Consider the following 22,540-nt stretch of genomic DNA (forward strand, 5'->3'; position numbering starts at 1 on the left):
TCTTCAAAATTTTAACGCATTCGCGATCTCTTCTTCGCTCTCTTCTTCTTCGATAATGCCTTGCGCTTTATTGGCAATGACGACAAACGGCAGATAGATCAGCGTAGCGACGGTAAGGTTTACGAGGGCGAGGATGAACGCGGGTACGCTACCGTTGCTATTAAAGAAGGCCCCAAGTCCCGGTGGCATAGTCCATGGCGCGAAGTTTGTTGAAGGTGGAATAATATTCAGCGACCAGGCTACCAGAGCCAATCCGGCGAGGATCGGTTGAATAATAACAAAGGGGATCATCAATACCGGGTTCATAATAATGGGCAGGCCAAATAAAATGGGCTCATTAATATTGAATAGCCCAGAGGGCAACGCCATTTTTGCTACCTGACGATAGTCCGCGCGACGGGAGGCAATGAAAATTGCAATAATCAGGCCAAGGGTTGCGCCTGTCCCGCCCAGGTATACGTAGGATTCAAGCATGGGTCCAGTCCAGAAGTGGAATGTTTTCCCCGCCGCCAACGCCGCCTCAACGGATCCATATTCCGTGTACGTCGCCATATTTTCCAGCCCCCATGGGCCAAGAATACCGCTATTTAAAGCAGTGAGCGCCAGTCCTCCATGGACGCCAAAGAACCATAATAAGGCGTTAAAAATAACATACACCCAGCCCACAACCGCACCAAGCGACGCCAACGGACTGGAGATGGAATTCATTATTACCTGGTGAAAATGGATGCCTGCCAGAGAAAGCCCCCAGGAGGTCAGCCCTGCAAGAAATAGAATAATAAAGCACGGGATCAGCGCCGTAAATGAACGAGACACAGACTCCGGCACACTGTCAGGCAGAACCACTACCCACTTTCGCCGGATAATAAAGGTGAACGCCTCGGCCACCGCCAGACCAATAATCATACCTGAGATAATATTGGCCCCGCCCAGCCAGTTGGCGCCAATGGCATTTATTTCCCCTATTTTGAATGGCGTGACGGTCATAAAAGTGGCAATAGATAATAATCCTGCGGCAAGCGGGTCGACCTTGCGCTCCTCTGCCAGCGCCATGCCGATAAAAAAAGGCGTCATCAAGGACATGATCCCTAACGTACCGTTATAAACGCTGTTACCTGTAGCTTTTAAATCATTGAGTGTACTTAACGCTGCGGTATCCAGATGGATACCCATTGAGTAGAAAAATGACCCCTCTTCAAAGTTAAGCAATACATTATTAATCAGAACAAATATTGCCCCGACCAGGGTTAAAGGCATTAAGCGAATGAAGCCGTTTTTTATCGCATTTACGTGCACTTGTTTTCCCAGTGTGATTGCCACAGGCAAAATCACGCGCTCCAGCGAGCCGACAAAACCAGCCATAATAGATATCCTCACATTTTTGATGGGGAATTTACCCTGCGTGCATCCCTAAAAAAGCGTTGCTCTTACATCATCAGAATGGTGTTTAGCATAACTGAGCGGCCTGCTAGCCGATAACGGATGAGTAACGCGAATGATGGCTGATTGACCTGAGAGATTGATGTTTTTCACAAATCGTATAATTTTTGCGGCGCACCTTTTTCTGCTGGCAGCAATTTTCGACAAAGGCTCAACGTCCTAACAATCCCAGGCAACGACTCGTTTACAAGTGTCTTACATAGAGCAGAGATTTTCGCTATTGTATTGCATAAGCGTTGCTGCTGGCACAGCCACAGCAATATAATGAGAATCTTTATCATTCAATAAAGCTTATGAGGAGTAAGAGATGGCTATAACTAAGCTGGTCCTGGTACGCCACGGCGAAAGCCAGTGGAACAACGAAAACCGCTTCACCGGTTGGTACGACGTTGATCTGTCCGAGAAAGGCGTAAGCGAAGCAAAAGCAGCAGGTAAACTGCTGAAGGAAGAAGGCTTCAGCTTTGATTTTGCTTACACCTCTGTGCTGAAACGTGCCATCCATACCCTGTGGAACGTGCTGGACGAACTGGATCAGGCCTGGCTGCCAGTTGAGAAATCCTGGAAACTGAACGAACGTCACTACGGTGCGCTGCAGGGCCTGAACAAAGCGGAAACCGCTGAAAAATACGGTGACGAGCAGGTTAAGCAGTGGCGTCGCGGTTTCGCGGTCACGCCACCAGAGCTGAGCAAAGATGACGAGCGCTACCCGGGCCATGACCCACGCTACGCAAAACTGACCGATGCAGAACTGCCGCAGACTGAAAGCCTGGCGCTGACCATCGATCGCGTTGTGCCTTACTGGAACGAAACCATCCTGCCACGCCTGAAAAGCGGCGAGCGCGTGATCATCGCCGCTCACGGTAACTCCCTGCGTGCGCTGGTAAAATACCTGGACGATATGGGTGAAGATGAGATCCTCGAACTGAATATCCCAACGGGCGTACCGCTGGTGTATGAATTCGATGAAAACTTCAAACCTGTCAAACACTACTATCTGGGCAACGCTGACGAGATCGCGGCAAAAGCGGCGGCCGTAGCGAACCAGGGTAAAGCGAAGTAAGTTTCGCAAGCCATAAAAAAAGCGTGGAGCAATCCACGCTTTTTTATTTGCCCTGAATGGCTCAGCCGCGGCGGGCTTTTACCGCATTCGCCAGCTGGCGCAGAAGCGCGTCGGTGTCTTCCCAGCCAATGCAGGCATCCGTTACGCTCTTGCCGTAAACCAGCGGCTCGCTGCCTTCCAGGTTCTGATTACCTTCGACCAGATGGCTCTCAATCATCACCCCAATCACCGCGTGTTCACCGTTGGCAATCTGCTGACAAACGTCGGCCCCGACGTCCATCTGCTTTTTAAACTGCTTGCTGGAGTTGGCGTGGCTGAAATCGATCATTACCTGCGGTGCCAGGCCGGCTTTTTCCAGACCGGCTTTCACCTCTGCCACGTGTTTTGCACTGTAGTTCGGCTCTTTACCGCCGCGCAGAATGATATGGCAGTCACCGTTACCGCTGGTGTTCACGATGGCGGAGTGGCCCCATTTGGTCACTGACAGGAAACAGTGTGGCGCACCCGCTGCGTTGATGGCGTCGATAGCCACTTTGATGGTGCCGTCGGTGCCATTTTTAAACCCAACCGGGCAAGAGAGGCCAGAGGCCAGCTCGCGGTGAACCTGAGATTCGGTGGTACGCGCGCCAATTGCGCCCCAGCTCATCAGGTCCGCCAGGTATTGTGGCGTAATCATATCGAGGAATTCGCCGGCAGCGGGCAGACCGCTGTCGTTGATCTCCAGCAGCAGCTTACGGGCAATGCGAAGGCCGTCGTTAATCTGGAAGCTGTTGTCCATATGCGGATCGTTAATCAGCCCTTTCCAGCCCACGGTGGTGCGGGGTTTTTCAAAGTAGACGCGCATGACGATTTCCAGCTCGTCCTTCAGCTCTTCACGCAAAGTTTTCAAGCGTGCGGCATACTCTTTGGCGGCTGCTGGATCGTGAATAGAGCACGGACCAATCACCACTAACAGACGATCGTCATTACCTTTCAGAATCTTGTGGATCGCTTTGCGCGCATGGGACACCGTGTTGGCGGCATTCTCCGTGGCGGGGAATTTTTCAAGGAGTGCTACAGGCGGTAATAACTCATTGATCTCTTTAATGCGTAAATCGTCGTTCTGATAGTTCATCTCTTTTCCAGCTCTGCCATATCTTTTGTAAGGAATGCAATCCTTTCAATCTATCTCGTCGACCGGGAAGTGTAAACGGGCTTTTACACTTCAGGCAGATAATTCCTGGAATGAGCCAAAAAAACGCCACAAAATAGCGAAAAATGAGATCTGACCTAAACTTTTTAATTGTAACAACTAAATTTGTTTGCTTAAACGCGATTCCATATCGCCATAAGTTCGGTTAGTGGAATCTTTCGCCACACAACGTGATGCACAAGTTGGAAATGTTATTCAGCATAACGACCAAAAACAGGAGCAACATCATGAAAATGACGAAACTGGCTACACTTTTCCTGACGGCTACTCTCTCAATGGCTAGCGCCAGCGCCCTTGCGGCCGAGACGGGCTCATCTGACAGCAACGGCGATGCAAACGCAGCCGCCGCGGCAGGCCAGGTTGCCCCGGACGCTAAGCAAAATATCGCCCCTAACAACGTTGATAACAGCAATATCAACACCGGCAACACGAATACCAATACCACTGGCACGACCGACGGTACCATGCAGCATCAAAACGGCACCATGTCTCACGACGGCATGACCAAAGATGAAGTGCATAAAAACTCAATGTGTAAAGACGGCAAATGTCCAGACCCGAATGACAAAGTGGGTAGCGACGCTAACACCAAAACTGACGGTACAACTCAGTAACATTGAGTAAACGCAAATATGAAAGGAGAGCTTCGGCTCTCCTTTCTTTTTTGTGCAAAATATTAAAAAATCGACGCTTACTTATCCCAACGTATCAGGAACGATCCCATGGCGCACTCCCATTCCCATACCGCCGGTGACGATAACGCTAAACGGCTGTTGCTGGCTTTTGGCGTCACCGCGACGTTTATGGTCATTGAAGTTATTGGCGGGCTGGTTTCCGGTTCCCTGGCGCTGCTGGCCGATGCCGGGCATATGCTCACCGACGCTGCCGCCCTGCTCTTTGCCCTGCTGGCCGTTCATTTTGCCCGCCGCCCTGCCAACGCGCGCCATACGTTTGGCTGGCTCAGGCTGACCACCCTTGCTGCGTTTGTGAATGCCATTGCGCTGGTGGTGATTACCATCCTGATTGTCTGGGAGGCGTTCCAGCGCTTCAGACACCCGCAGCCCGTCGCGGGCGCGACTATGATGGTCATCGCGATTGCCGGTTTGCTGGCGAATCTTCTGGCATTCTGGATTTTGCATCGGGGCAGCAGCGAAAAGAACCTTAACGTACGCGCCGCGGCGCTGCACGTGCTGGGCGATTTGCTTGGCTCTGTGGGTGCCATCGTGGCGGCGCTGATTATCATGGGCACAGGGTGGACGCCAATCGACCCGATACTTTCCGTTCTGGTGTCATGCCTGGTCCTGCGCAGCGCCTGGCAGCTGTTGAAAGAGAGCGTGAACGAGTTGCTGGAAGGCGCGCCGACATCGCTGGACATCGGCGAGCTTAAGCGCAACCTGAGCCGCTCAATACCCGAAGTGCGTAACGTTCACCATGTTCACGTCTGGCTGGTGGGCGAGAAACCGATCATGACGCTGCATGTTCAGGTGATCCCCCCTCATGATCATGATGCTTTGCTAGGGCGTATTCAGCACTTTCTGGAGCATCATTACGACATCGCACACGCCACCATTCAGATGGAGTATCAGCCGTGTAGCGGACCAGACTGCGACCTGAATGAGGCGCAGCCTGGCCATTCACACCATCATCACCATTAATGCGACAGCGCGCGGGAGCCTCGCTCGCGCGCGCTCTTGATCCACATCCGGCTGCCGTTCAGCGCGATGAACGTCAGGAGCAGATACTCCAGCGACATCGCGTAGACACCCTGCAACGCAAAGATCACCACGCTTATTACGTTGATAATGACCCACAGGAGCCAGTTTTCAACATATTTCCGGGTCATCAGGACCATGGCTGCAATCGACAAGACCATCATGCAGGAATCCCAGAACGGAAAGGCATCCGGCTGAAGCGCTGGCATGGTGACGTTCAACCCGAGGCCAGACATTGCGGAAACCGCCACACGGGTCAGGAAGGCGAATACCGGGTTGATATAGATCGTCATTAAACCAATCGCCACTACGCAGGCCACAAGCCAGGCAATCGCTTTTGGCAAGGGTAGCCAGCGGATTTGCAGCTCCGCCTCCTGTTGGCTGTTCTGACGCGACCAGGCGTACCAGCCGTAAATATTCGCCACGAAAAAGAACAGCTGTAAAAGCAGGCTGGCATAAAGCTGGATCTGGAAGAAAATAATTGCAAAGAGCGTGACGTTTATTAGCCCAAAAGCGTAGTTAACAATCTTCTCAAGGCTTGCCAGCCAGATGCAAAGCAATCCCGCCAGCGTGCCAACGGCTTCAATCCATGACAGGTCATAGCCACCCGCACCAATCGGTATATGAACCAGGATGTTCTGTGTGCTAAAAAAATCCATCTTTTCCCCGAGACGTAATGAATTAAGTTCGTAGTGTAGCCGCAAAATCCAGCATGCGGTTAAGCGGAATTAATGCGCCCTGACGCAACGCGGGGTCAACGTGGATTTCATGCGCAGCCCCCCCGTTTTCCAGCCCTTCGGCAATGGCCTTCAGGCCGTTCATCGCCATCCATGGACAATGGGCGCAGCTGCGGCAGGTCGCTCCTTCCCCGGCGGTTGGAGCTTCGAGCAGCTCCTTGTCAGGCACGGCCTGCTGCATTTTGTAGAAGATGCCGCGATCGGTCGCCACTATAAGCTGCTTATGCGGCAGGGTTTTCGCAGCGTTAATCAGCTGGCTGGTTGAACCGACGGCATCGGCGAGGTCCACAATGGATTGTGGCGACTCCGGATGCACCAGAATAGCCGCTTCGGGATAGAGGCCCTTCATCCGCATCAGCGCCTGTGTTTTGAATTCGTCATGAACAATACAGGCCCCCTGCCAGCAGAGGATATCCGCGCCGGTTTGTTTCTGAACATAGTGTCCAAGATGGCGATCGGGTGCCCAGATGATCTTCTCACCGAGGCTGTCGAGATGCTCAATCAGCTCAACGGCAATGCTTGAAGTCACGACCCAGTCGGCACGCGCTTTAACCGCTGCGGAGGTATTGGCGTACACCACCACGGTCCGGTCCGGATGCGCGTCGCAGAAGGCTGTGAACGCATCGACAGGACAGCCGAGGTCGAGGGAGCATTCGGCATTCAGGGTGGGCATCAGGATGGTTTTTTCAGGGCTTAAGATTTTTGCCGTTTCGCCCATAAAACGCACGCCAGCCACCAGCAGCGTAGAAGCAGGATGCTTCGCGCCAAAACGTGCCATTTCCAGGGAATCAGAGATACAGCCGCCCGTCTCTTCCGCCAGCTGCTGGATTTCCGGGTCGGTGTAGTAATGCGCCACCATCACCGCGTCGCGCGCTTTAAGAAGACCTTTGATCTTCTCGCGGTAAAACTGTTTTTCGTCCCGGCTCAGCGGAGCGGGCTTTGGCGGGAAGGGATAGATTGCGGCTTCTGGATCAAACATCACGCTCATTATGGCTTCTCGTTTTACTGGCTTAACAATATTGCCCTTGTTTTGCAGGAGAGAGCAAAATGAGCGGCAATGTGTTTTATATACTAAACAAGATAGCGAATGTGCGAAGAAAAGTCATCGGAAATAGATGCGTGCAGCATTTGTCGGGTGGCGGCTTCGCCTTACCCGACCTACAGGGATAACTCTTCGGGAATTGCAGAAAGCAAAAAAGCGCCTTTAGGGCGCTTTTTTACATTGGTGGGTCGTGCAGGATGACTCGCTTCGCTCGCCCTTCGGGCCGTCGCCGTAAACGGCTCCGGTGCCTCACTGCGTTCGGCTCAAACCTGCTGCAGGTTCGAATCATACAAATCGCAGAAAGCAAAAAAGCGCCTTTAGGGCGCTTTTTTACATTGGTGGGTCGTGCAGGATTCGAACCTGCGACCAATTGATTAAAAGTCAACTGCTCTACCAACTGAGCTAACGACCCCTTGCGGGATTTACTGCTTTGTCTTCGAAGTGGTGGGTCGTGCAGGATTCGAACCTGCGACCAATTGATTAAAAGTCAACTGCTCTACCAACTGAGCTAACGACCCGAGTGGTGCTGACTTCGAAGATTTTACTCGGTACCAATCAAAAGATTGGTGGGTCGTGCAGGATGACTCGGCTTCGCCTCGCCCTTCGGGCCGCTGCTAAAGCAACGTTATCCTTCACGTTTAATATCTGAGTAAGACATTAAATTGGTGGGTCGTGCAGGATTCGAACCTGCGACCAATTGATTAAAAGTCAACTGCTCTACCAACTGAGCTAACGACCCGAGTGGTGGGTGATGACGGGCTCGAACCGCCGACCCCCTCCGTGTAAAGGAGATGCTCTACCAACTGAGCTAATCACCCACTCTGAACTACCGGAACTGCTTTAAGTGGTGGGTCGTGCAGGATTCGAACCTGCGACCAATTGATTAAAAGTCAACTGCTCTACCAACTGAGCTAACGACCCACTTTTGCGCTGCTTTCACGTTGTTTGATATCCCGTGGCAACGGCGGCATATATTACTGGTTTAAGATTTCTGCGCAACAAAAATTTCGATGAAGATCACTTAACTGCTTAGTAATCATGCTGCACGACCAGAAATAACACGATTTCTGGTCATGCGTTAATCATCCCATCGAATTCAGACGTTTTTGCGCCTGTTTGGCACCTTCGGTGCCCGGGAATTTTGCAACCACCTGCTGATAAACCGCTTTGGCCTTCGCAGTGTCGCCTTTGTCCTGCATGATTACGCCGACTTTAAACATCGCATCCGGCGCTTTAGGCGATTTCGGGTAATTTTTCACTACAGAGGCAAAATAAAACGCCGCATCGTCTTTTTTACCCTTGTTGTAATTCAACTGTCCCAGCCAGTAATTGGCGTTTGGCTGGTAAGTGGAATCAGGGTACTTCTTAACGAAGTTCTGAAACGCCACGATAGCGTCGTCCTGCCGCGATTTGTCCTGTACCAGGGCAATGGCCGCGTTGTAGTCCGTATTCGCGTCACCGCTCTGTACAGGCGCGCCTGTTGAGGCTGAAGCGTCCGGAGCAGGCGTCGTCGTGGCAGCAGCGCTCTGGTCACCTGTCGCAGGCTGTGCTGCTGCACCGCCGCTGCTCAGGCTATCCATTTGCTGCAGGATTTGCTTCTGACGTTCCACAACCTGATTAAGCTGATACTGACTTTCCTGGATCTGACCACGCAGGGAATCAATATCGTTTTGGTTATCGGAAAGCTGCTGCTGGAGTTGCGTTAAAAGCTGGCTGTGAGCGTTAGAGATACGCTCAAGTTGGGTGACCCGGTCTTCTACCGAGCCTGAGCCGACACTACTGATTGGTGCCTGAGCAAAAGCGGCCCAGGGGGCCGCTATTCCAACCAGTAACGACAGACTCAACAGTTGATGTCTGAAGTTACTGCTCATGCAATTCTCTTAGTAAACCAGTACGGCACGACGGTTTTTGGCGTAAGCCGCTTCGTCATGACCCAGTACTGCAGGTTTTTCTTTACCGTAAGAAACGATGGAGATCTGGTCAGCAGAAACGCCTTTACCCTGCAGGTACATTTTAACGGCGTTAGCACGACGCTCACCCAGGGAGATGTTGTATTCTGGCGTACCACGTTCGTCCGCATGACCTTCTACGGTGACTTTGTAAGACGGGTTGCTACGCAGGAAGTTAGCGTGAGCATCCAGCATCGCAGCGAAGTCAGAACGGATGTCGTATTTATCCAGATCGAAGTAAACGATGTTGTTCTGCTGCAGCTGCTGCATCTGAAGACGCGCCTGCTCTTCAGAAGACATGTTGCCATTGCCGTTAGCGTCCATACCAGTACCGGCACCCATCATGCCTTCGCCGCTCTGGTCATTGCTTGCGTTCTTGTTGGAAGAACACGCTGCGATTGCCATTACAGGCAGAGCGATCATCAGCCCCTTCAGCACTTTGTTCAGTTGCATTTCTAAGATTCCTTTAGTAATCAATTAATTATTATTTACAGATACGGCGACCAGGCAGGTGATTTGACCTGTCCATCAGTTGCCGGAATACGCGCTTTGAAACGCCCATCTGTAGAAACCAGATTCAGCACAGATCCCATCCCCTGAGAAGAGCTGTAGATTACCATAGTGCCGTTAGGTGCCAGACTTGGCGTTTCATCCAGGAACGTTGACGAGAGAACTTGCACGCCACCCGTAACCAGATCTTGTTTGGCAATGTGCTGCTGACCACCCGCAGTACTGACCATTACCATCGTTTTACCATCGGCACTGATATCAGCATCCTGGTTCTGTGAACCTTCCCAGGTAATACGCTGCGCTGCTCCGCCGTTGATATTCACTTTATAAACTTGTGGACGACCGGCCTGGTCAGACGTAAAGGCCAGGTTCTGGCTGTCCGGGAACCAGGTTGGTTCGGTATTGTTGCTGCGACCATCGGTGATCTGGCGAATTTGACCCGAGCCGATGTCCATCACGTACAGGTTCAGGCTGCCGGTTTTCGACAGGGCGAACGCCAGTTTTGTGCCGTCCGGAGAGAATGCCGGTGCACCATTGTGACGCGGGAACGACGCAACCTGACGCACAGCACCGTTAGACAGCGTCTGAATCACCAGCGCTGAACGACCGCTTTCGAAGGTCACGTAGGCCAGTTTCGAGCCGTCCGGAGACCAGGCCGGAGACATCAGCGGCTGTGGAGAACGGTGAACGGTGAACTGGTTGTAGCCATCGTAGTCAGAGACGCGCAGTTCATACGGGAACTGACCGCCGTTGGTCTGAACGACGTAAGCGATACGCGTACGGAATGCACCTTTGATCCCGGTAAGCTTTTCGAACACTTCGTCACTTGCCGTGTGACCCGCGTAGCGCAGCCACTGCTTGTTCACTTTGTAAGTGTTCTGAGCCAGAACGGTACCCGGCGCACCGCCGGTATCCACCAGCTGGTAAGCAACGTTATAGCCACCGTCCGGAGCAGGCGTTACCTGACCGACAACAACGGCATCAATGCCCAGCGCAGACCATGCGGCAGGCTGTACTTCCTGCGCGGTGCCCGGCTGCTGTGGCAGACGAGAGCGATCTAACGGGTTGAATTTTCCGCTGTTACGCAGGTCAGCCGCAACGATGCCACCGATATCTTCAGGCGCGGCACCCGGCCCCGCCCACTGGAACGGAACAACGCCGATCGGGCGCGCCGAGTCCACCCCCTGGGTGATCTCGATACGTACTTCTGCGTGCAGCACAGCTGCCCACAGCATTAAAAAACCAAATGCTACACGTAATGCCTGCTTCATCATATCTCCCTTATCCGGGTAACCTTACCCACGATAATTTAGCAGAATGTTAACAAACCCAAATATAAAAACGACACGGTCCTGGCTATGACAATAGTCGGTTTTCCATACTTCCCAAAGGAAAGACGATCACAGCTTAAAGTCTAGTTTGGCATCTTTTATCTTATCGTAAACAGCCTCACTCGGCGGTTTAGGAATGTTCGCCGATCTTGCTGCGGCTAACGCTGCCTGACAAAGCGCAGGATCGCCCCCTTCGGAAGTGACGCTTTTCAACCGTCCATCCGGGGCAAGATTGATATGCAGCACGCACTGTTTGCCCTGATACAGGCCCGCATCAAACAGACGGCTTTGGATCGCCACCTGAATCTGCTTCGCATAAGCGCTGATATCTGCCCCCGTTGCACCGCCGTGGGCGCCGGAAGTCCCGCTGTCTTTAGACGGCTGACCGTTCCCTTTCGCCCCGCCGCCCGCTTTCGGTGCATTCTTACCTGAACTCAGGTCGCCAATGATATCGTCGGCGGTGGCAGCTTCAGCGGCAGCTTTTTCAGCAGCGGCCTTTTTAGCAGCAGCTTTCTTATCGGCAGCGGCTTTTTCGGCTGCAGCTTTTTTATCTGCGGCAGCTTTCTCGGCAGCCGCTTTTTTATCAGCCGCAGCTTTTTCAGCGGCAGCCGCTTTTTCAGCCGCGGCCTTCTCGGCAGCAGCCGCTTTCTTCGCAGCGTCAGCCGCCGCTTTTTTCTCGGCTTCCTGAGCGGCTTTCTTCGCAGCATCCGCTTCAGCTTTTTTCTGAGCATCAGCAGCGGCTTTTTTCGCAGCTTCCGCTTCCGCTTTTTTCTGAGCATCGGCAGCGGCTTTCTTCGCAGCTTCTGCTTCCGCTTTTTTCTGGGCATCCGCAGCGGCTTTCTTCGCGGCGTCGGCCGCCTGTTTCGCCTGAGCATCAGCCTGTGCTTTCGCGTCTGCGGCCGCTTTGGCTGCAGCCTCTTCCGCCTGCTTCTGCTGTTCCTGCGCTTTTTTCGCTGCCGCTTCCGCTTGTTTTTGCTGTTCCGCCTGCTCTTTCGCCGCTTCCTGCGCCTGCAAACGCTCTTTCTCCAGCTGTTTCAGACGCTCCTGCTCTGCGGCCTGCTTTTCACGCAGCTCCTCAGCCTGCTGTTGCGCCTGTTTTTCACGCTGTTCTTCAGCACGTTTCGCACTCGCCTGCTGCTGTTGCTGGCGATTATAGTTCTGAACGACCGCACCGGGATCCACCATAACGGCGTCGATGGAGGATCCCCCACCGCCGCCTGATGCATCAATATGCTCGTCGAACGAACTCCAGATCAGTGCTGCAAAAAGAATCACGTGCAGCACAGCGGAGACGATTATCGCTCGTTTAAGCTTGTCGTTCTGTTCGGTTGCCTTTGACACTATCGGTTCCCAAAAACTACGCAGATGATCAAATAGGCTGAGTCATTAAGCCAACCGACTTAACGCCCGCACTATGTAGCAAGTTCAGCGCCTTAATAATTTCATCATAGGGCACATCCTTAGCGCCTCCGATCAAGAAGACCGTTTTCGGATTTGACTCCAGACGCCGTTGCGCTTCGGCAATCACCTGCTCTGGCGGCAACTGATCCATACGATCTTTCTCAACCACCACGCTGTACTGCCCTACTCCGGAAACCTCAATGATGACCGGAGGATCGTCATTGGTGCTCACCGCTTGCGATTCTGTCGCATCCGGCAGATCAACCTCCACGCTCTGCGTAATGATGGGTGCCGTTGCCATAAAGATCAGCAGAAGTACCAGCAGTACGTCCAGCAGTGGAACGATATTGATTTCGGACTTGAGTTCGCGACGACCTCGTCCACGCGATCTGGCCATGGTTTACCCCTTGTTGCTCTCGGTGCTGGTAAACGCCTGACGGTGCAGAATCGCAGTGAACTCTTCCATAAAGTTGTCGTAGTTCAGCTCCAGTTTGTTCACGCGCTGGTTCAGACGGTTATACGCCATAACCGCCGGGATCGCCGCAAACAGACCAATCGCGGTTGCGATCAGCGCTTCTGCGATACCCGGTGCGACCATCTGCAACGTCGCCTGCTTCACCGCGCCCAGGGCGATAAAGGCGTGCATGATCCCCCACACCGTACCAAACAGACCGATATACGGGCTGATGGAACCGACGGTACCGAGGAACGGAATATGCGTTTCCAGCGTTTCCAGTTCGCGATTCATGGAAATGCGCATCGCACGCGACGCCCCTTCAACGACCGCTTCCGGCGCATGGTTGTTAGCACGATGTAAACGCGCAAACTCCTTAAAACCGCTGTAAAAAATCTGTTCGGAGCCAGCGAGGTTATCACGGCGCCCCTGGCTTTCCTGATACAGGCGAGACAGTTCGATACCCGACCAGAACTTATCTTCAAAGGCTTCAGCTTCGCGGCTGGCAGCATTGAGGATACGGGTTCTCTGGATAATGATGGCCCAGGATGCGATTGAAAAACCAATCAAAATCAACATGATAAGTTTAACCAGAAGGCTAGCCTTCAGGAACAAATCAAGGATATTCATGTCAGTCACTGCTTAAACTCCGCGACAATAGACTTAGGAAGCGCACGAGGCTTCATTATGGTTGGATCAACACAGACAATCAGTACTTCAGCTGAGTTCAGTACGGTGTTGTCAGCATTAACTATCCGCTGCGTGAACACCAGCGAGGTCCCGCGCATAGATGTAATTTCAGTTTGGACTTCGAGCATATCGTCGAGTCTGGCAGGCGCAAAATACTCAAGCGTCATCTTGCGTACCACGAAGGCAACTCGCTCAGCCAACAGCACCTGTTGACTAAAGTGATGATGTCGCAGCATCTCTGTGCGTGCCCGTTCATAAAAAGCAACGTAGCTGGCATGGTAGACCACACCACCGGCGTCGGTGTCTTCATAGTAGACACGTACCGGCCATCGAAACAGCGTTGTATTCACTTTACATCCCAGTAATGCAACAAATAGAGAGAGCTTTTAAACTTCGCTACTATACGCGCGGGAATGATGGTTTGGAATGGGGGAAAGTAAACGGAGAGTAAATTTTTATGGGCTCGGGTAAGCCCATAAGGTTAACGGACATTTCTTATTCAGAAGAAGAAGAAAATCAGGCCTGCAAGAAGCACCAGATCGGCAATGAGCGGGCAGAAGATCCCCTGCCAGTGCAGCGCTTTCGGACGAAAGCCTACGCCGTGGATCACGCCCGTACAGACGGCCCACATCATCAGGAAGCCGTGCCAGATCTCCAGCTCGCTGGTTTTTGCCGCAAAGCGCGACGGGTCCCAGAAGATGCAGCCTGCCAGCAGTAATGCCATCACTAAAGAAAGCGCCCGTAACGGGCGCTTATCCATGACACGGTAAAGTGTCGCAATGATATTCATCAGTGCTTCTCTTCACCTGCTTTTGACGCTTCGACGTGCTCAAGCGCCAGGGCAGTGATGACACCAAATGCACAAGCAAGAAGCGTCCCTAAAATCCATGCGAAATACCACATATTCAGCTCCTAACTTAATACATAGAGTGAGTGTTGCTTTCGATATGCTCTTTGGTGATACGACCGAACATTTTCCAGTAACACCAGGAGGTGTAGAGGAGGATGATCGGAACGAACACGCAGGCCACATACGTCATCAGGTTCAGCGTCAGCTGGCTGGAGGTCGCATCCCACATGGTCAGGCTCGCATTCATCATCGTGCTGGATGGCATCACGAACGGGAACATCGCGATACCCGCCGTCAGGATAATGCACGCCAGGGTCAGGGAAGAGAACACGAATGCCAGTGCGCCTTTTTCCAGACGAGAGGTCAGCACGGTCAGCAGCGGCAGCAGTACACCCAGAGCCGGGATAGCCCATAGCGCAGGCATGTTGTTGAAGTTAACCAGCCATGCTCCTGCCTGACGCGCCACTTCTTTGGTCAGCGGGTTAGACGGTGCGGCATGGTTAATAGCCGAGGTCACCACGTAACCATCGATGCCGTAAACCACCCAAACACCACCCAGTGCGAAGCAAACCAGCGTTACCAGCGCAGCAACCTGCGCCGTTGCGCGGGAGCGCAGGTGCAGTTCACCCACGGTACGCATCTGCAGATAGGTTGCGCCCTGAGTAATGATCATCGCCACGCTGACCACGCCCGCCAGCAGACCAAACGGATTCAGCAGCTGGAAGAAGTTACCTGTGTAGTAAAGACGCATGTACTCGTCGATGTGGAACGGCACGCCCTGCAGCAGGTTACCAAACGCCACGCCAATCACCAGCGGTGGAACGAAGCTACCGATGAAGATGCCCCAGTCCCACATGTTGCGCCAGCGGGTGTCTTCAATCTTGGAGCGGTAATCGAAACCGACCGGACGGAAGAACAAAGAGGCCAGCACTAAAATCATCGCCACGTAGAAACCGGAGAAAGCCGCCGCGTAGACCATCGGCCAGGCAGCGAACAGCGCGCCGCCTGCGGTGATCAGCCACACCTGGTTACCGTCCCAGTGCGGGGCGATGGAGTTGATCATGATACGACGCTCGGTGTCGTTACGACCGAGGAAACGGGTGAGCATGCCCACCCCCATGTCGAACCCGTCGGTGACCGCAAAACCGATCAGCAGAATACCGACCAGCAGCCACCAGATAAAACGCAATACTTCATAATCGATCATTTGATGACTCCTGTCTTAGCGTGCCGGCTGAGTAGTCGCAGTGGACTGCTCGTAGTGATAGCGACCGGTTTTCAGGCTGCTTGGGCCAAGGCGCGCGAACTTGAACATCAGGAACAGTTCAGCCACCAGGAACAGGGTGTAAAGACCACAGATCAGCAGCATGGAGAAGATCAGGTCGCCCGCTGTCAGGGAGGAGTTCGCTACCGCAGTTGGCAGCACCTCACCAATCGCCCACGGCTGACGGCCATATTCTGCGACGAACCAGCCGGATTCGATGGCAATCCACGGCAGCGGAATACCGTACAGTGCGGTGCGCAGCAGCCATTTTTTCTCACCGATGCGGTTACGAATCACGCTCCAGAAGGAGGCCGCGATGATCAGCAGCATGATAATGCCGCAGCCCACCATGATGCGGAACGCGAAGTACAGTGGCGCAACGCGTGGAATCGAGTCTTTGGTCGCCATCTGAATCTGCGCTTCCGTCGCGTCGGAGACGTTCGGGGTATAGCGTTTCAGCAGCAGACCGTAGCCCAGGTCTTTCTTCACGTCGTTAAAGCTGTCGCGAACGCTCTGGTCGGTAGAACCACCGCGCAGCTGTTCCAGCAGCGAGTAGGCTTTCATACCGTTACGGATACGCTCTTCATGCTGCTCCATCAGATCTTTCAGGCCGGTAACCTGCTTATCGACGGAACGCGTAGCGATGATACCCAGTGCATAAGGGATCTGAATCGCGAAGCGGTTTTCCTGCGCATCCTGGTCAGGAATACCAAACAGGGTAAAGGCAGCCGGCGCCGGTTGCGTTTCCCACTCGGCTTCAATTGCCGCCAGTTTGGTTTTCTGTACGTCGCCCATTTCGTAGCCGGATTCATCACCCAGAACAATAACGGAGAGAATCGCCGCCATACCGAAGCTGGCTGCGATAGCAAAGGAGCGTTTTGCGAAGGCAAAGTCACGACCGCGCAGCATATAGTAAGAACTGATGCCCAGGACAAACATCGCGCCGCACACGTAGCCTGAGGCCACAGTGTGAACAAATTTAACCTGTGCCACCGGGTTCAGGACCAGCTCAGAGAAGCTGACCATCTCCATACGCATGGTTTCGAAGTTGAAATCAGAGGCGATAGGGTTCTGCATCCAGCCGTTCGCCACCAGGATCCACAGTGCAGACAGGTTAGACCCTAATGCGACAAGCCAGGTCACAGCCATGTGCTGAACCTTACCGAGACGGTCCCAACCGAAGAAGAACAGACCTACAAAGGTGGATTCGAGGAAGAAGGCCATCAGACCTTCAATGGCCAGCGGCGCACCGAAGATATCCCCTACATAGTGGGAATAGTAAGACCAGTTAGTCCCGAACTGGAACTCCATGGTCAGGCCGGTTGCCACGCCCAGTGCAAAGTTGATACCAAACAACTTGCCCCAGAACTTGGTCATATCTTTATAAATCTGTTTGCCGGAGAGGACGTAGACCGTTTCCATAATGGCCAGCAGGAACGCCATACCGAGCGTCAGTGGCACAAACAGGAAGTGGTACATCGCGGTCAAGGCAAACTGTAAGCGCGACAGTTCGACTATATCTAACATCATGACTCCTTGCTCATCGCATGAAGACTCCGAGAGTGAAGCCCGTCATAAACGGATTCACACGCATGCCCCAATACAAAGTAATCTGCTCCCCTTCTTCGCTGCTTTTTCTCCTCGACGGGAAAAAGCAGTGATGAAAGGTTACAAATACGTTAATAAAAAACCCAAATTGATCCCGCAAATATAATACGCTGCAAAACCCTTACAATAAACAGGTTTTTAATGAATCACTTTTACGTTTTTCGACGGTGATCAATTTATAGCAAATCTACCGGTTTTCGACCATTTTGATCGCGGACAATTTAACGCCTTTTGATGTCTTTTTCCAAGGATTAAACATTGATTTAAATCAAAAACAGACGGCATTGTTAAACATGTTTAATTGTGGTGAGAATGGTAAAACCCATGTTAACGATATGTGCATTGCGGGAGGATAATAGTTATCAATCACAGATAATAATATAAACAGCTGTGATTTTATTTAACCAGTGCGGAGCGCAACCTGTAATCTGACGGCAAACATAGAGTGTTATCCACCTCACAGTATTTTACGCGGGATCTGTTAAGCCTGATAATTACATTAATTTTACTTTTAATAGTCACAAAATTAACACCTCATTGTGACTATTTATAAAGCAAAAGGCCGCACAGTCTGCGGCCTTGGTTATTGGAGGATGTGATGTCAGGCTAAGCTAAGGTCAAACGTTCGTGACTGACCCGGTCTGAAAGCACCAGTGATCCCGTCTGCATTGCCCTCCCCTTCCCGTAGACACTCTTTCAGGTCCGTTTCGTTACATGCCGCTATTGGCCGATTCATCGATAACGTTACGTCGCAAGAGGTGGTTTCTGAGGGGTTGAACAGGCGGAGAATAAGTGACTCGCGGTCTTCTGCCTTTTTCAGCGCACTCAGGACGCAGCCTGTGGGCGACAGGGTCAACAAGCTGTAGCCCTCCGGTGTGGTAAACGCCGCACGGTTAAGTTTCATCGCATCCCAGGGGATTTTATTGTAGCAATGCACCGGCGTAAGCCATGCCTTCGCCTGCTGAGCGACGCCGGCGCTTTCCGGTGTGCCGCTAAAACTGAAGAGGCTAAAGCGGCAGTCCAGCTTGCCCCGCAGCTGTGAGTCCGGCACCGGCATCTTGATCCCAGAAGGCCGTCCCGGGCGCAGCAGTAAATCCTCCTTACCGAGCACCCCTACGCCGCGCAGCAGCGTCAGGGCGAAGGCTTTGGTATCGTCACCCACGATTTCGAATTCCCGTAGCCCCTCGGTAAAGAGCGCCATGCCATTACGCTGCGCCTGAAGGACGGCGTAATGCAGCATATTCCAGACCGGCAGCGGCGCCTCTTTCCATCCCTCCGCCTGCCAGTTGGCCATCGCGGCATCCTGCACAGGGCGGGTCAGCGAGCCAAACTGCGTGTCAGCCAGCACCTCTTGCGTGGTAAACGGCGTGGGGATCAGTACGCGGACACGGTGATCGTCAGCCTGGTTATCCAGGCGAACCGCCACATCAATCCGCCTGCTGTTGTGGCTGAGCGTGATCTCAACTTCAGCCGTGAGCGAGCCGCTTCGCTGGCGCGCCGAGCGCTCGGCCAGGTTTGCCGGTACCGACAGTTGATGCCGGATCACCGCCCTGCTCTGCCAGCCCTCATGCGTCACCTCAACGTCATGCTTTCCCTGCGCCGATGTGAGTCGCCACTCTTCACGAGACGGAGAGTAATCGTACTCATCCCCGTCATCGGAACTCTCTTCGATCTCCAGCGCGCGGTCATAAACCAGCCCGGATTCTTTATCCCGCAGGCGCAGCGTCCCGTCGTCATTGATATCGATCTGCCAGAACGCATTTTCCAGCAGCGCCTGGGGGGCGTTCTGCGCAGGGCGCACGCTCCCGGCAACATGGGGTTCAATAAAGAACGTGCGATACCCCATTGACGGGAGGATCTGGCTGAGCTGGATGTCAAACTCCATAAACGGGTCGTAGTTGCCGTAATGGACGATTTGCCGGTCGATGAGTCCCGGATCGATTTCGCGTGCGCTACGAAGGAAATAAGGGATGTCGTTGCCTTTATCATCCACAATACGGAACTGACGGGCGCGCAAGCGGATAGTGGTGTTAATGACCTCCTCTCGCGGCCAGGGCATCAGATTGAACATCACCAGCTTGTCCTGATCGCGTTGCGGCATGTTATCGACGATTTTGCGCATATAAAACCGCGTCAGGTTGTCGGCCATGTCTTCGGCCAGCGCGAACCGGGCGACAATTTCGCGATGGACCTTATCGCTACAGCAGCACCCGATGCTGTCATGAGCATGGTTTTTGAGGATCTCCTTCCACATTTTCTCCAGCAAGCCGTGGTGATACTCAAATCCCAGACTCCAGGCGAGCGTCGCCAGCGGCTCAAGAATATTAACGATTTTATTCTCAATCCGGGCATGGGCGATTTTGATGTCCATCCGCGTGGAGCCGATAGTCCGGTGTACGCGCATGTATTTACCGTCGATAAACTCACCTTTCAGGGTTGCCAGTTGGTCACGATGGGCATCAATGCGATCGAAAACTTCCTCAAACCGGCTCATCACAAATTCACGCTGCGGGTAGATCTCACGCAGTTTATCCATCACCGCAAAAATATTCTGCTGGAGCGGCATCTGGTCGTGGCCGTTAGGCAGTAAAATCTCTTTGGTGACCGAGGCCTTCTCCAGCACCTCGAAGTAGCTGTCGAGACGTTTTCGCAGTCCGGCTTCGTCCTCCGGTAAGTACTTACCAATCGCGTAGCCCAGCGGCAGCACCTGCGCCGTGACTTCGCTGCCGTCCGTGCTCTGCCAGAGAAATTCGGTTTTATCGGTGCCGTGACGTTCCGAGCACCCTCGCCAGAACAGGGTCCGGGTGATACCAAATCCGTTATAAATGTGCGGCAGTTGCGCTGACATCCCAAACGAATCCGGCAGATAGCCAATTTTCATCGGCTCACCAAAGGCCATGCAATCGCGAATGCCGTACATCAGGTTACGCACAATCGACTCGGCAGAGACGAGGGTGGTATCCGTTTGGGTATACCACGGGCCGATAATCAGCTTACCCGCCTGTACCAGCGCCCTTACCCGAGGGCGGTTTTCCGGCTTCACCGCGAAGTAGTCTTCCAGTACCGCGGTCTGGCCGTCGAGGACGTAATATTTCCAGGCATCGTCCTGCTCGAGACGCGTCAGGATCTCCTCCATATTATTGACCAGAAGAATACGTGACTCTTCCGTGGTGAAGTACCACTCACGGTCCCAGTGCATGTGCGGCGTGATGTGAACACGAGATACAGCTTTCATCTTCGTTTCCTGTTTATGCGTGGTTATGACGTGACGTCTTCAACGGTGTAGTGACCCTTTTTCACTGCCTGGCGTCGCCAGAGCAGCAACACAACGGTCGAGATAGCGGTGCCCACCAGCGCTGCGCCAAACCAGCCTGCCGCAGCCATCAGGCCGCCCAGTCCGGCAGGGTGCAGTAAAAAGAGGGAGAAAATGCCCGCTCCCGGCGTAGATAACCCCACGCCCATCGCCCCGACGATGGCCCCCGTTGCCATTGAGCCAAGAACAAACGAGCCAATCACCCGCAGCGGATCTTCTATCGCCATCGGGATAGCCCCTTCGGTAATCCCCGCCAGCCCGAGCAGCCAGGTGGATTTACCGGTTTCAATTTCAAAGGGTTTAAAGAGTGAGGGAGCTAACACCGTGGAGGCCGTCACGGTAAAAGCCGAGACCATTTTGACCGAGGCGAAAATGGCGTAAGGCCCATAGACGCCGTTAGCCATCGCCCCGAGACAGAACGCATAGGCTGCTTTATTGACCGGGCCGCCTAAATCAAAGGAACACATAAAGCCGAGAAGCGTGCCCAGCAACAGGGCATTTGCCCCGGACAGGCCATTAAGCCAGGCCGTCAGCGAGTTGTTGATCCACGCCACCGGCTCGCCAATCACAAACAGCATCAGGCTGCCCGCGCCCAGCACGCCGATAACCGGATAGAGGTAATAGGTTAAAAAACCGTTGTAGCGGTTACCAAGGCGAATGTGCTGTTTCACCCAGCGCATCAGGTAGCCGGCGATCAGACCGCCCGCGACGGCCCCCAGAAAGCCGGAGCCGATCATGTTGGCGGCAAGACCGGCAGCAAACCCCGGTGCCAGAGCTGGTTTATCGGCCAGCGAAAAGGCGGTGTATGCGGCAAGCACCGGGACCATCAAAATCCCGAGCATGCCGCCGCCGAGCTTTCGATACATCCACAGCCATGAGTTTTCCTGATCGAACAGATGCTGCAAGCCAAGCATTTGTGCCAGCAGTACCGCAACGGCCAGCACCGTTCCTCCGGCAACAATCAGAGGTACAGCAAACGAGATACCGCTGAGAAGCGCCTGCTTCAGCTCGGTCTTAACGCTCTTTTTTTCTGCCTGGACAGTCTGCGCAGCAGACGAAGATGACAAGGTCAGCGCGCGCTCGATTAACGCTTCGGCATGGCGCAGCGGTTCTGCCACCGGCACGGAAATAGCCGGAATGCCGTTGAATCGTTCGCTCTCCTTGACCGCCACTTCTGTCGCAAAAATACAGGCTTGCGCTTCCCGCAGTTGCTGCGCGGTAATCCGCCCCTCTATGCCGTTCGCCCCCTGCTTCTCTACCACCACATTAATGCCGAGCTTACGCCCTGCTTTTTCAAGATATTCCGCAGCCATATAGGTATGCGCGATGCCTGCCGGGCATGCAGTTACGCACACGATGGTCGGCGCATTCACCGGCGCGGCGCGCTCATCGTCCTGCGGCGCATCTTCGAGGGCGGCAATCACCGCGACCGCCGTCTTTGCTGCCATCACCCGTGCCCGAAGGGCATCATCCGCGAGGCGGGAGGTGAGCTCGGTTAAAAGCTGTATATGCGTGGATCCTGCCTGCGCAGGCGGGATGGCGAGCAGGAAAACCAGCTTAACCTGTTCAGGGCCGTCCACCCCTTCCCACTCCAGCGGTTCACTTAACGTTGCGACGGCAAAAGCGGCCTCTTTCACCGCGGACGATTTACCGTGGGGAACGGCCAGCCCTTCGCCCAGGGCGGTGGGGCCAAGCGATTCCCGGTGGAAAACTTCCGCTAAAAAGGCATCACCATCGGTGATCTTGCCCAGCGCCACCAGCTGCGCCGTGAGCTGGTGTATGGCTTCATCGCGGCTGGCAAAGCGCTTTTGCACGCAGATTGCCTCGGGATGGGTCAGGGTCGTCAGGTCCATAAAGATCCTCACACTCATGTTGTCATTGGTGAGGATCGATTGTGGCAGACATAACAATACATTTATGTGATCATTTTCACTAACCCTGATAATTTGTATTTAAGTTGTATTATTTACAATTTTTTGCCGGAAGG

Annotated in this window: 20 protein-coding genes, 5 tRNA genes and 1 other RNA gene; 3 read left to right on the plus strand and 23 right to left on the minus strand. The window is 53.5% G+C overall.

Annotated features, from left to right (window positions below; translation table 11 throughout):
* Positions 1 to 3 precede the first annotated feature (3 nt).
* Complete coding sequence (chbC, locus tag I6L58_RS05645) at positions 4 to 1,362, minus strand: PTS N,N'-diacetylchitobiose transporter subunit IIC (protein WP_088207661.1); 1,359 nt, start codon at positions 1,360 to 1,362, stop codon at positions 4 to 6.
* Between the two features lie 385 nt (positions 1,363 to 1,747).
* Here chbC and gpmA point away from each other — a divergent pair, with 385 nt between their 5' ends.
* Positions 1,748 to 2,500 (plus strand): 2,3-diphosphoglycerate-dependent phosphoglycerate mutase, encoded by a 753-nt coding sequence (gene gpmA / locus I6L58_RS05650; protein WP_006177223.1) that lies wholly within the window; start codon positions 1,748 to 1,750, stop codon positions 2,498 to 2,500.
* Positions 2,501 to 2,561: 61 nt separating this feature from the next.
* Here the strand turns inward: gpmA and aroG are convergent, their stop codons facing one another.
* Complete coding sequence (gene aroG, locus I6L58_RS05655) at positions 2,562 to 3,614, minus strand: 3-deoxy-7-phosphoheptulonate synthase AroG (protein WP_006177222.1); 1,053 nt, start codon at positions 3,612 to 3,614, stop codon at positions 2,562 to 2,564.
* 305 nt (positions 3,615 to 3,919) lie between these two features.
* Between aroG and I6L58_RS05660 the strand changes: the two genes are divergently transcribed.
* Together I6L58_RS05660 and zitB are read left to right on the plus strand one after the other, a co-directional pair.
* Complete coding sequence (locus tag I6L58_RS05660) at positions 3,920 to 4,306, plus strand: protein YbgS (RefSeq protein WP_042321027.1); 387 nt, start codon at positions 3,920 to 3,922, stop codon at positions 4,304 to 4,306.
* A 108-nt stretch (positions 4,307 to 4,414) separates the two neighbouring features.
* Positions 4,415 to 5,347, plus strand: a complete 933-nt coding sequence (gene zitB, locus I6L58_RS05665; RefSeq protein ID WP_088207662.1) for a CDF family zinc transporter ZitB — start codon at positions 4,415 to 4,417, stop codon at positions 5,345 to 5,347.
* Here zitB and pnuC read toward each other — a convergent pair.
* From pnuC to mngA, 21 genes are all read right to left on the minus strand, one after another.
* Positions 5,344 to 6,063: a nicotinamide riboside transporter PnuC gene (gene pnuC / locus I6L58_RS05670; RefSeq protein ID WP_006177218.1), complete on the minus strand. Its 720-nt coding sequence runs from the start codon at positions 6,061 to 6,063 to the stop codon at positions 5,344 to 5,346. The two genes, zitB and pnuC, sit on opposite strands and share 4 nt — an antisense overlap.
* A gap of 22 nt (positions 6,064 to 6,085) precedes the next feature.
* On the minus strand, positions 6,086 to 7,129 hold the full coding sequence (gene nadA, locus I6L58_RS05675; protein ID WP_088207663.1) for a quinolinate synthase NadA: 1,044 nt from the start codon (positions 7,127 to 7,129) through the stop codon (positions 6,086 to 6,088).
* A gap of 235 nt (positions 7,130 to 7,364) precedes the next feature.
* Positions 7,365 to 7,490: non-coding RNA, RtT sRNA (locus I6L58_RS05680), on the minus strand.
* A 29-nt stretch (positions 7,491 to 7,519) separates the two neighbouring features.
* Positions 7,520 to 7,595 (minus strand) — tRNA-Lys (locus I6L58_RS05685).
* A 30-nt stretch (positions 7,596 to 7,625) separates the two neighbouring features.
* Positions 7,626 to 7,701, minus strand: a tRNA-Lys gene (locus tag I6L58_RS05690).
* Positions 7,702 to 7,846: 145 nt separating this feature from the next.
* Positions 7,847 to 7,922, minus strand: a tRNA-Lys gene (locus tag I6L58_RS05695).
* A 3-nt stretch (positions 7,923 to 7,925) separates the two neighbouring features.
* Positions 7,926 to 8,001: transfer RNA gene (locus tag I6L58_RS05700), tRNA-Val, on the minus strand.
* Between the two features lie 27 nt (positions 8,002 to 8,028).
* Positions 8,029 to 8,104, minus strand: a tRNA-Lys gene (locus I6L58_RS05705).
* Between the two features lie 161 nt (positions 8,105 to 8,265).
* Positions 8,266 to 9,054 carry a cell division protein CpoB gene (gene cpoB, locus I6L58_RS05710; RefSeq protein WP_006177215.1) on the minus strand — a complete coding sequence of 263 codons (789 nt, stop codon included), beginning with the start codon at positions 9,052 to 9,054 and terminating at the stop codon, positions 8,266 to 8,268.
* A gap of 9 nt (positions 9,055 to 9,063) precedes the next feature.
* Positions 9,064 to 9,585 carry a peptidoglycan-associated lipoprotein Pal gene (pal, locus tag I6L58_RS05715; protein WP_006177214.1) on the minus strand — a complete coding sequence of 174 codons (522 nt, stop codon included), beginning with the start codon at positions 9,583 to 9,585 and terminating at the stop codon, positions 9,064 to 9,066.
* Between the two features lie 35 nt (positions 9,586 to 9,620).
* Complete coding sequence (tolB, locus tag I6L58_RS05720) at positions 9,621 to 10,913, minus strand: Tol-Pal system beta propeller repeat protein TolB (RefSeq protein ID WP_042321022.1); 1,293 nt, start codon at positions 10,911 to 10,913, stop codon at positions 9,621 to 9,623.
* Between the two features lie 129 nt (positions 10,914 to 11,042).
* Entirely contained in the window at positions 11,043 to 12,314 is a 1,272-nt protein-coding gene (gene tolA, locus I6L58_RS05725) for a cell envelope integrity protein TolA (protein ID WP_088207664.1), read from the minus strand.
* Between the two features lie 28 nt (positions 12,315 to 12,342).
* On the minus strand, positions 12,343 to 12,771 hold the full coding sequence (tolR, locus tag I6L58_RS05730) for a colicin uptake protein TolR (protein WP_003858589.1): 429 nt from the start codon (positions 12,769 to 12,771) through the stop codon (positions 12,343 to 12,345).
* A gap of 3 nt (positions 12,772 to 12,774) precedes the next feature.
* Positions 12,775 to 13,467: a Tol-Pal system protein TolQ gene (gene tolQ, locus I6L58_RS05735; protein WP_072208909.1), complete on the minus strand. Its 693-nt coding sequence runs from the start codon at positions 13,465 to 13,467 to the stop codon at positions 12,775 to 12,777.
* Positions 13,464 to 13,868, minus strand: coding sequence for a tol-pal system-associated acyl-CoA thioesterase (ybgC, locus tag I6L58_RS05740; protein ID WP_042321018.1), 405 nt, complete (start codon positions 13,866 to 13,868; stop codon positions 13,464 to 13,466). The genes tolQ and ybgC overlap by 4 nt, the downstream gene beginning before the upstream one ends.
* Before the next feature lie 149 nt (positions 13,869 to 14,017).
* Entirely contained in the window at positions 14,018 to 14,308 is a 291-nt protein-coding gene (gene ybgE, locus I6L58_RS05745; RefSeq protein WP_006177209.1) for a cyd operon protein YbgE, read from the minus strand.
* Positions 14,308 to 14,421 (minus strand): cytochrome bd-I oxidase subunit CydX, encoded by a 114-nt coding sequence (gene cydX, locus I6L58_RS05750; RefSeq protein WP_006177208.1) that lies wholly within the window; start codon positions 14,419 to 14,421, stop codon positions 14,308 to 14,310. The genes ybgE and cydX overlap by 1 nt, the downstream gene beginning before the upstream one ends.
* Before the next feature lie 14 nt (positions 14,422 to 14,435).
* Positions 14,436 to 15,575 carry a cytochrome d ubiquinol oxidase subunit II gene (gene cydB, locus I6L58_RS05755; protein ID WP_006177207.1) on the minus strand — a complete coding sequence of 380 codons (1,140 nt, stop codon included), beginning with the start codon at positions 15,573 to 15,575 and terminating at the stop codon, positions 14,436 to 14,438.
* 15 nt (positions 15,576 to 15,590) lie between these two features.
* Complete coding sequence (gene cydA / locus I6L58_RS05760; protein ID WP_042321014.1) at positions 15,591 to 17,159, minus strand: cytochrome ubiquinol oxidase subunit I; 1,569 nt, start codon at positions 17,157 to 17,159, stop codon at positions 15,591 to 15,593.
* A 682-nt stretch (positions 17,160 to 17,841) separates the two neighbouring features.
* Positions 17,842 to 20,475: a mannosylglycerate hydrolase gene (mngB, locus tag I6L58_RS05765; protein ID WP_088207665.1), complete on the minus strand. Its 2,634-nt coding sequence runs from the start codon at positions 20,473 to 20,475 to the stop codon at positions 17,842 to 17,844.
* 23 nt (positions 20,476 to 20,498) lie between these two features.
* Positions 20,499 to 22,406, minus strand: coding sequence for a PTS 2-O-a-mannosyl-D-glycerate transporter subunit IIABC (mngA, locus tag I6L58_RS05770; protein WP_088207666.1), 1,908 nt, complete (start codon positions 22,404 to 22,406; stop codon positions 20,499 to 20,501).
* Positions 22,407 to 22,540: the final 134 nt, after the last annotated feature.

Origin of the sequence: Enterobacter cancerogenus, from assembly GCF_019047785.1 — a bacterium.
GTDB lineage: Bacteria > Pseudomonadota > Gammaproteobacteria > Enterobacterales > Enterobacteriaceae > Enterobacter > Enterobacter cancerogenus.

What these genes read in the sequence shown, in the direction of transcription:
- tolB (WP_042321022.1), bottom strand. Translation starts at nt 10,913, where the DNA reads ATGAAGCAGGCATTACGTGTAGCATTTGGTTTTTTAATGCTGTGGGCA.
- cpoB (WP_006177215.1), bottom strand. Translation starts at nt 9,054, where the DNA reads ATGAGCAGTAACTTCAGACATCAACTGTTGAGTCTGTCGTTACTGGTT.
- chbC (WP_088207661.1), bottom strand. Translation starts at nt 1,362, where the DNA reads ATGGCTGGTTTTGTCGGCTCGCTGGAGCGCGTGATTTTGCCTGTGGCA.
- gpmA (WP_006177223.1), top strand. Translation starts at nt 1,748, where the DNA reads ATGGCTATAACTAAGCTGGTCCTGGTACGCCACGGCGAAAGCCAGTGG.
- pnuC (WP_006177218.1), bottom strand. Translation starts at nt 6,063, where the DNA reads ATGGATTTTTTTAGCACACAGAACATCCTGGTTCATATACCGATTGGT.
- mngA (WP_088207666.1), bottom strand. Translation starts at nt 22,406, where the DNA reads ATGGACCTGACGACCCTGACCCATCCCGAGGCAATCTGCGTGCAAAAG.
- cydA (WP_042321014.1), bottom strand. Translation starts at nt 17,159, where the DNA reads ATGTTAGATATAGTCGAACTGTCGCGCTTACAGTTTGCCTTGACCGCG.
- cydB (WP_006177207.1), bottom strand. Translation starts at nt 15,575, where the DNA reads ATGATCGATTATGAAGTATTGCGTTTTATCTGGTGGCTGCTGGTCGGT.
- pal (WP_006177214.1), bottom strand. Translation starts at nt 9,585, where the DNA reads ATGCAACTGAACAAAGTGCTGAAGGGGCTGATGATCGCTCTGCCTGTA.
- tolR (WP_003858589.1), bottom strand. Translation starts at nt 12,771, where the DNA reads ATGGCCAGATCGCGTGGACGAGGTCGTCGCGAACTCAAGTCCGAAATC.
- I6L58_RS05660 (WP_042321027.1), top strand. Translation starts at nt 3,920, where the DNA reads ATGAAAATGACGAAACTGGCTACACTTTTCCTGACGGCTACTCTCTCA.
- nadA (WP_088207663.1), bottom strand. Translation starts at nt 7,129, where the DNA reads ATGAGCGTGATGTTTGATCCAGAAGCCGCAATCTATCCCTTCCCGCCA.
- mngB (WP_088207665.1), bottom strand. Translation starts at nt 20,475, where the DNA reads ATGAAAGCTGTATCTCGTGTTCACATCACGCCGCACATGCACTGGGAC.
- cydX (WP_006177208.1), bottom strand. Translation starts at nt 14,421, where the DNA reads ATGTGGTATTTCGCATGGATTTTAGGGACGCTTCTTGCTTGTGCATTT.
- ybgE (WP_006177209.1), bottom strand. Translation starts at nt 14,308, where the DNA reads ATGAATATCATTGCGACACTTTACCGTGTCATGGATAAGCGCCCGTTA.
- aroG (WP_006177222.1), bottom strand. Translation starts at nt 3,614, where the DNA reads ATGAACTATCAGAACGACGATTTACGCATTAAAGAGATCAATGAGTTA.
- zitB (WP_088207662.1), top strand. Translation starts at nt 4,415, where the DNA reads ATGGCGCACTCCCATTCCCATACCGCCGGTGACGATAACGCTAAACGG.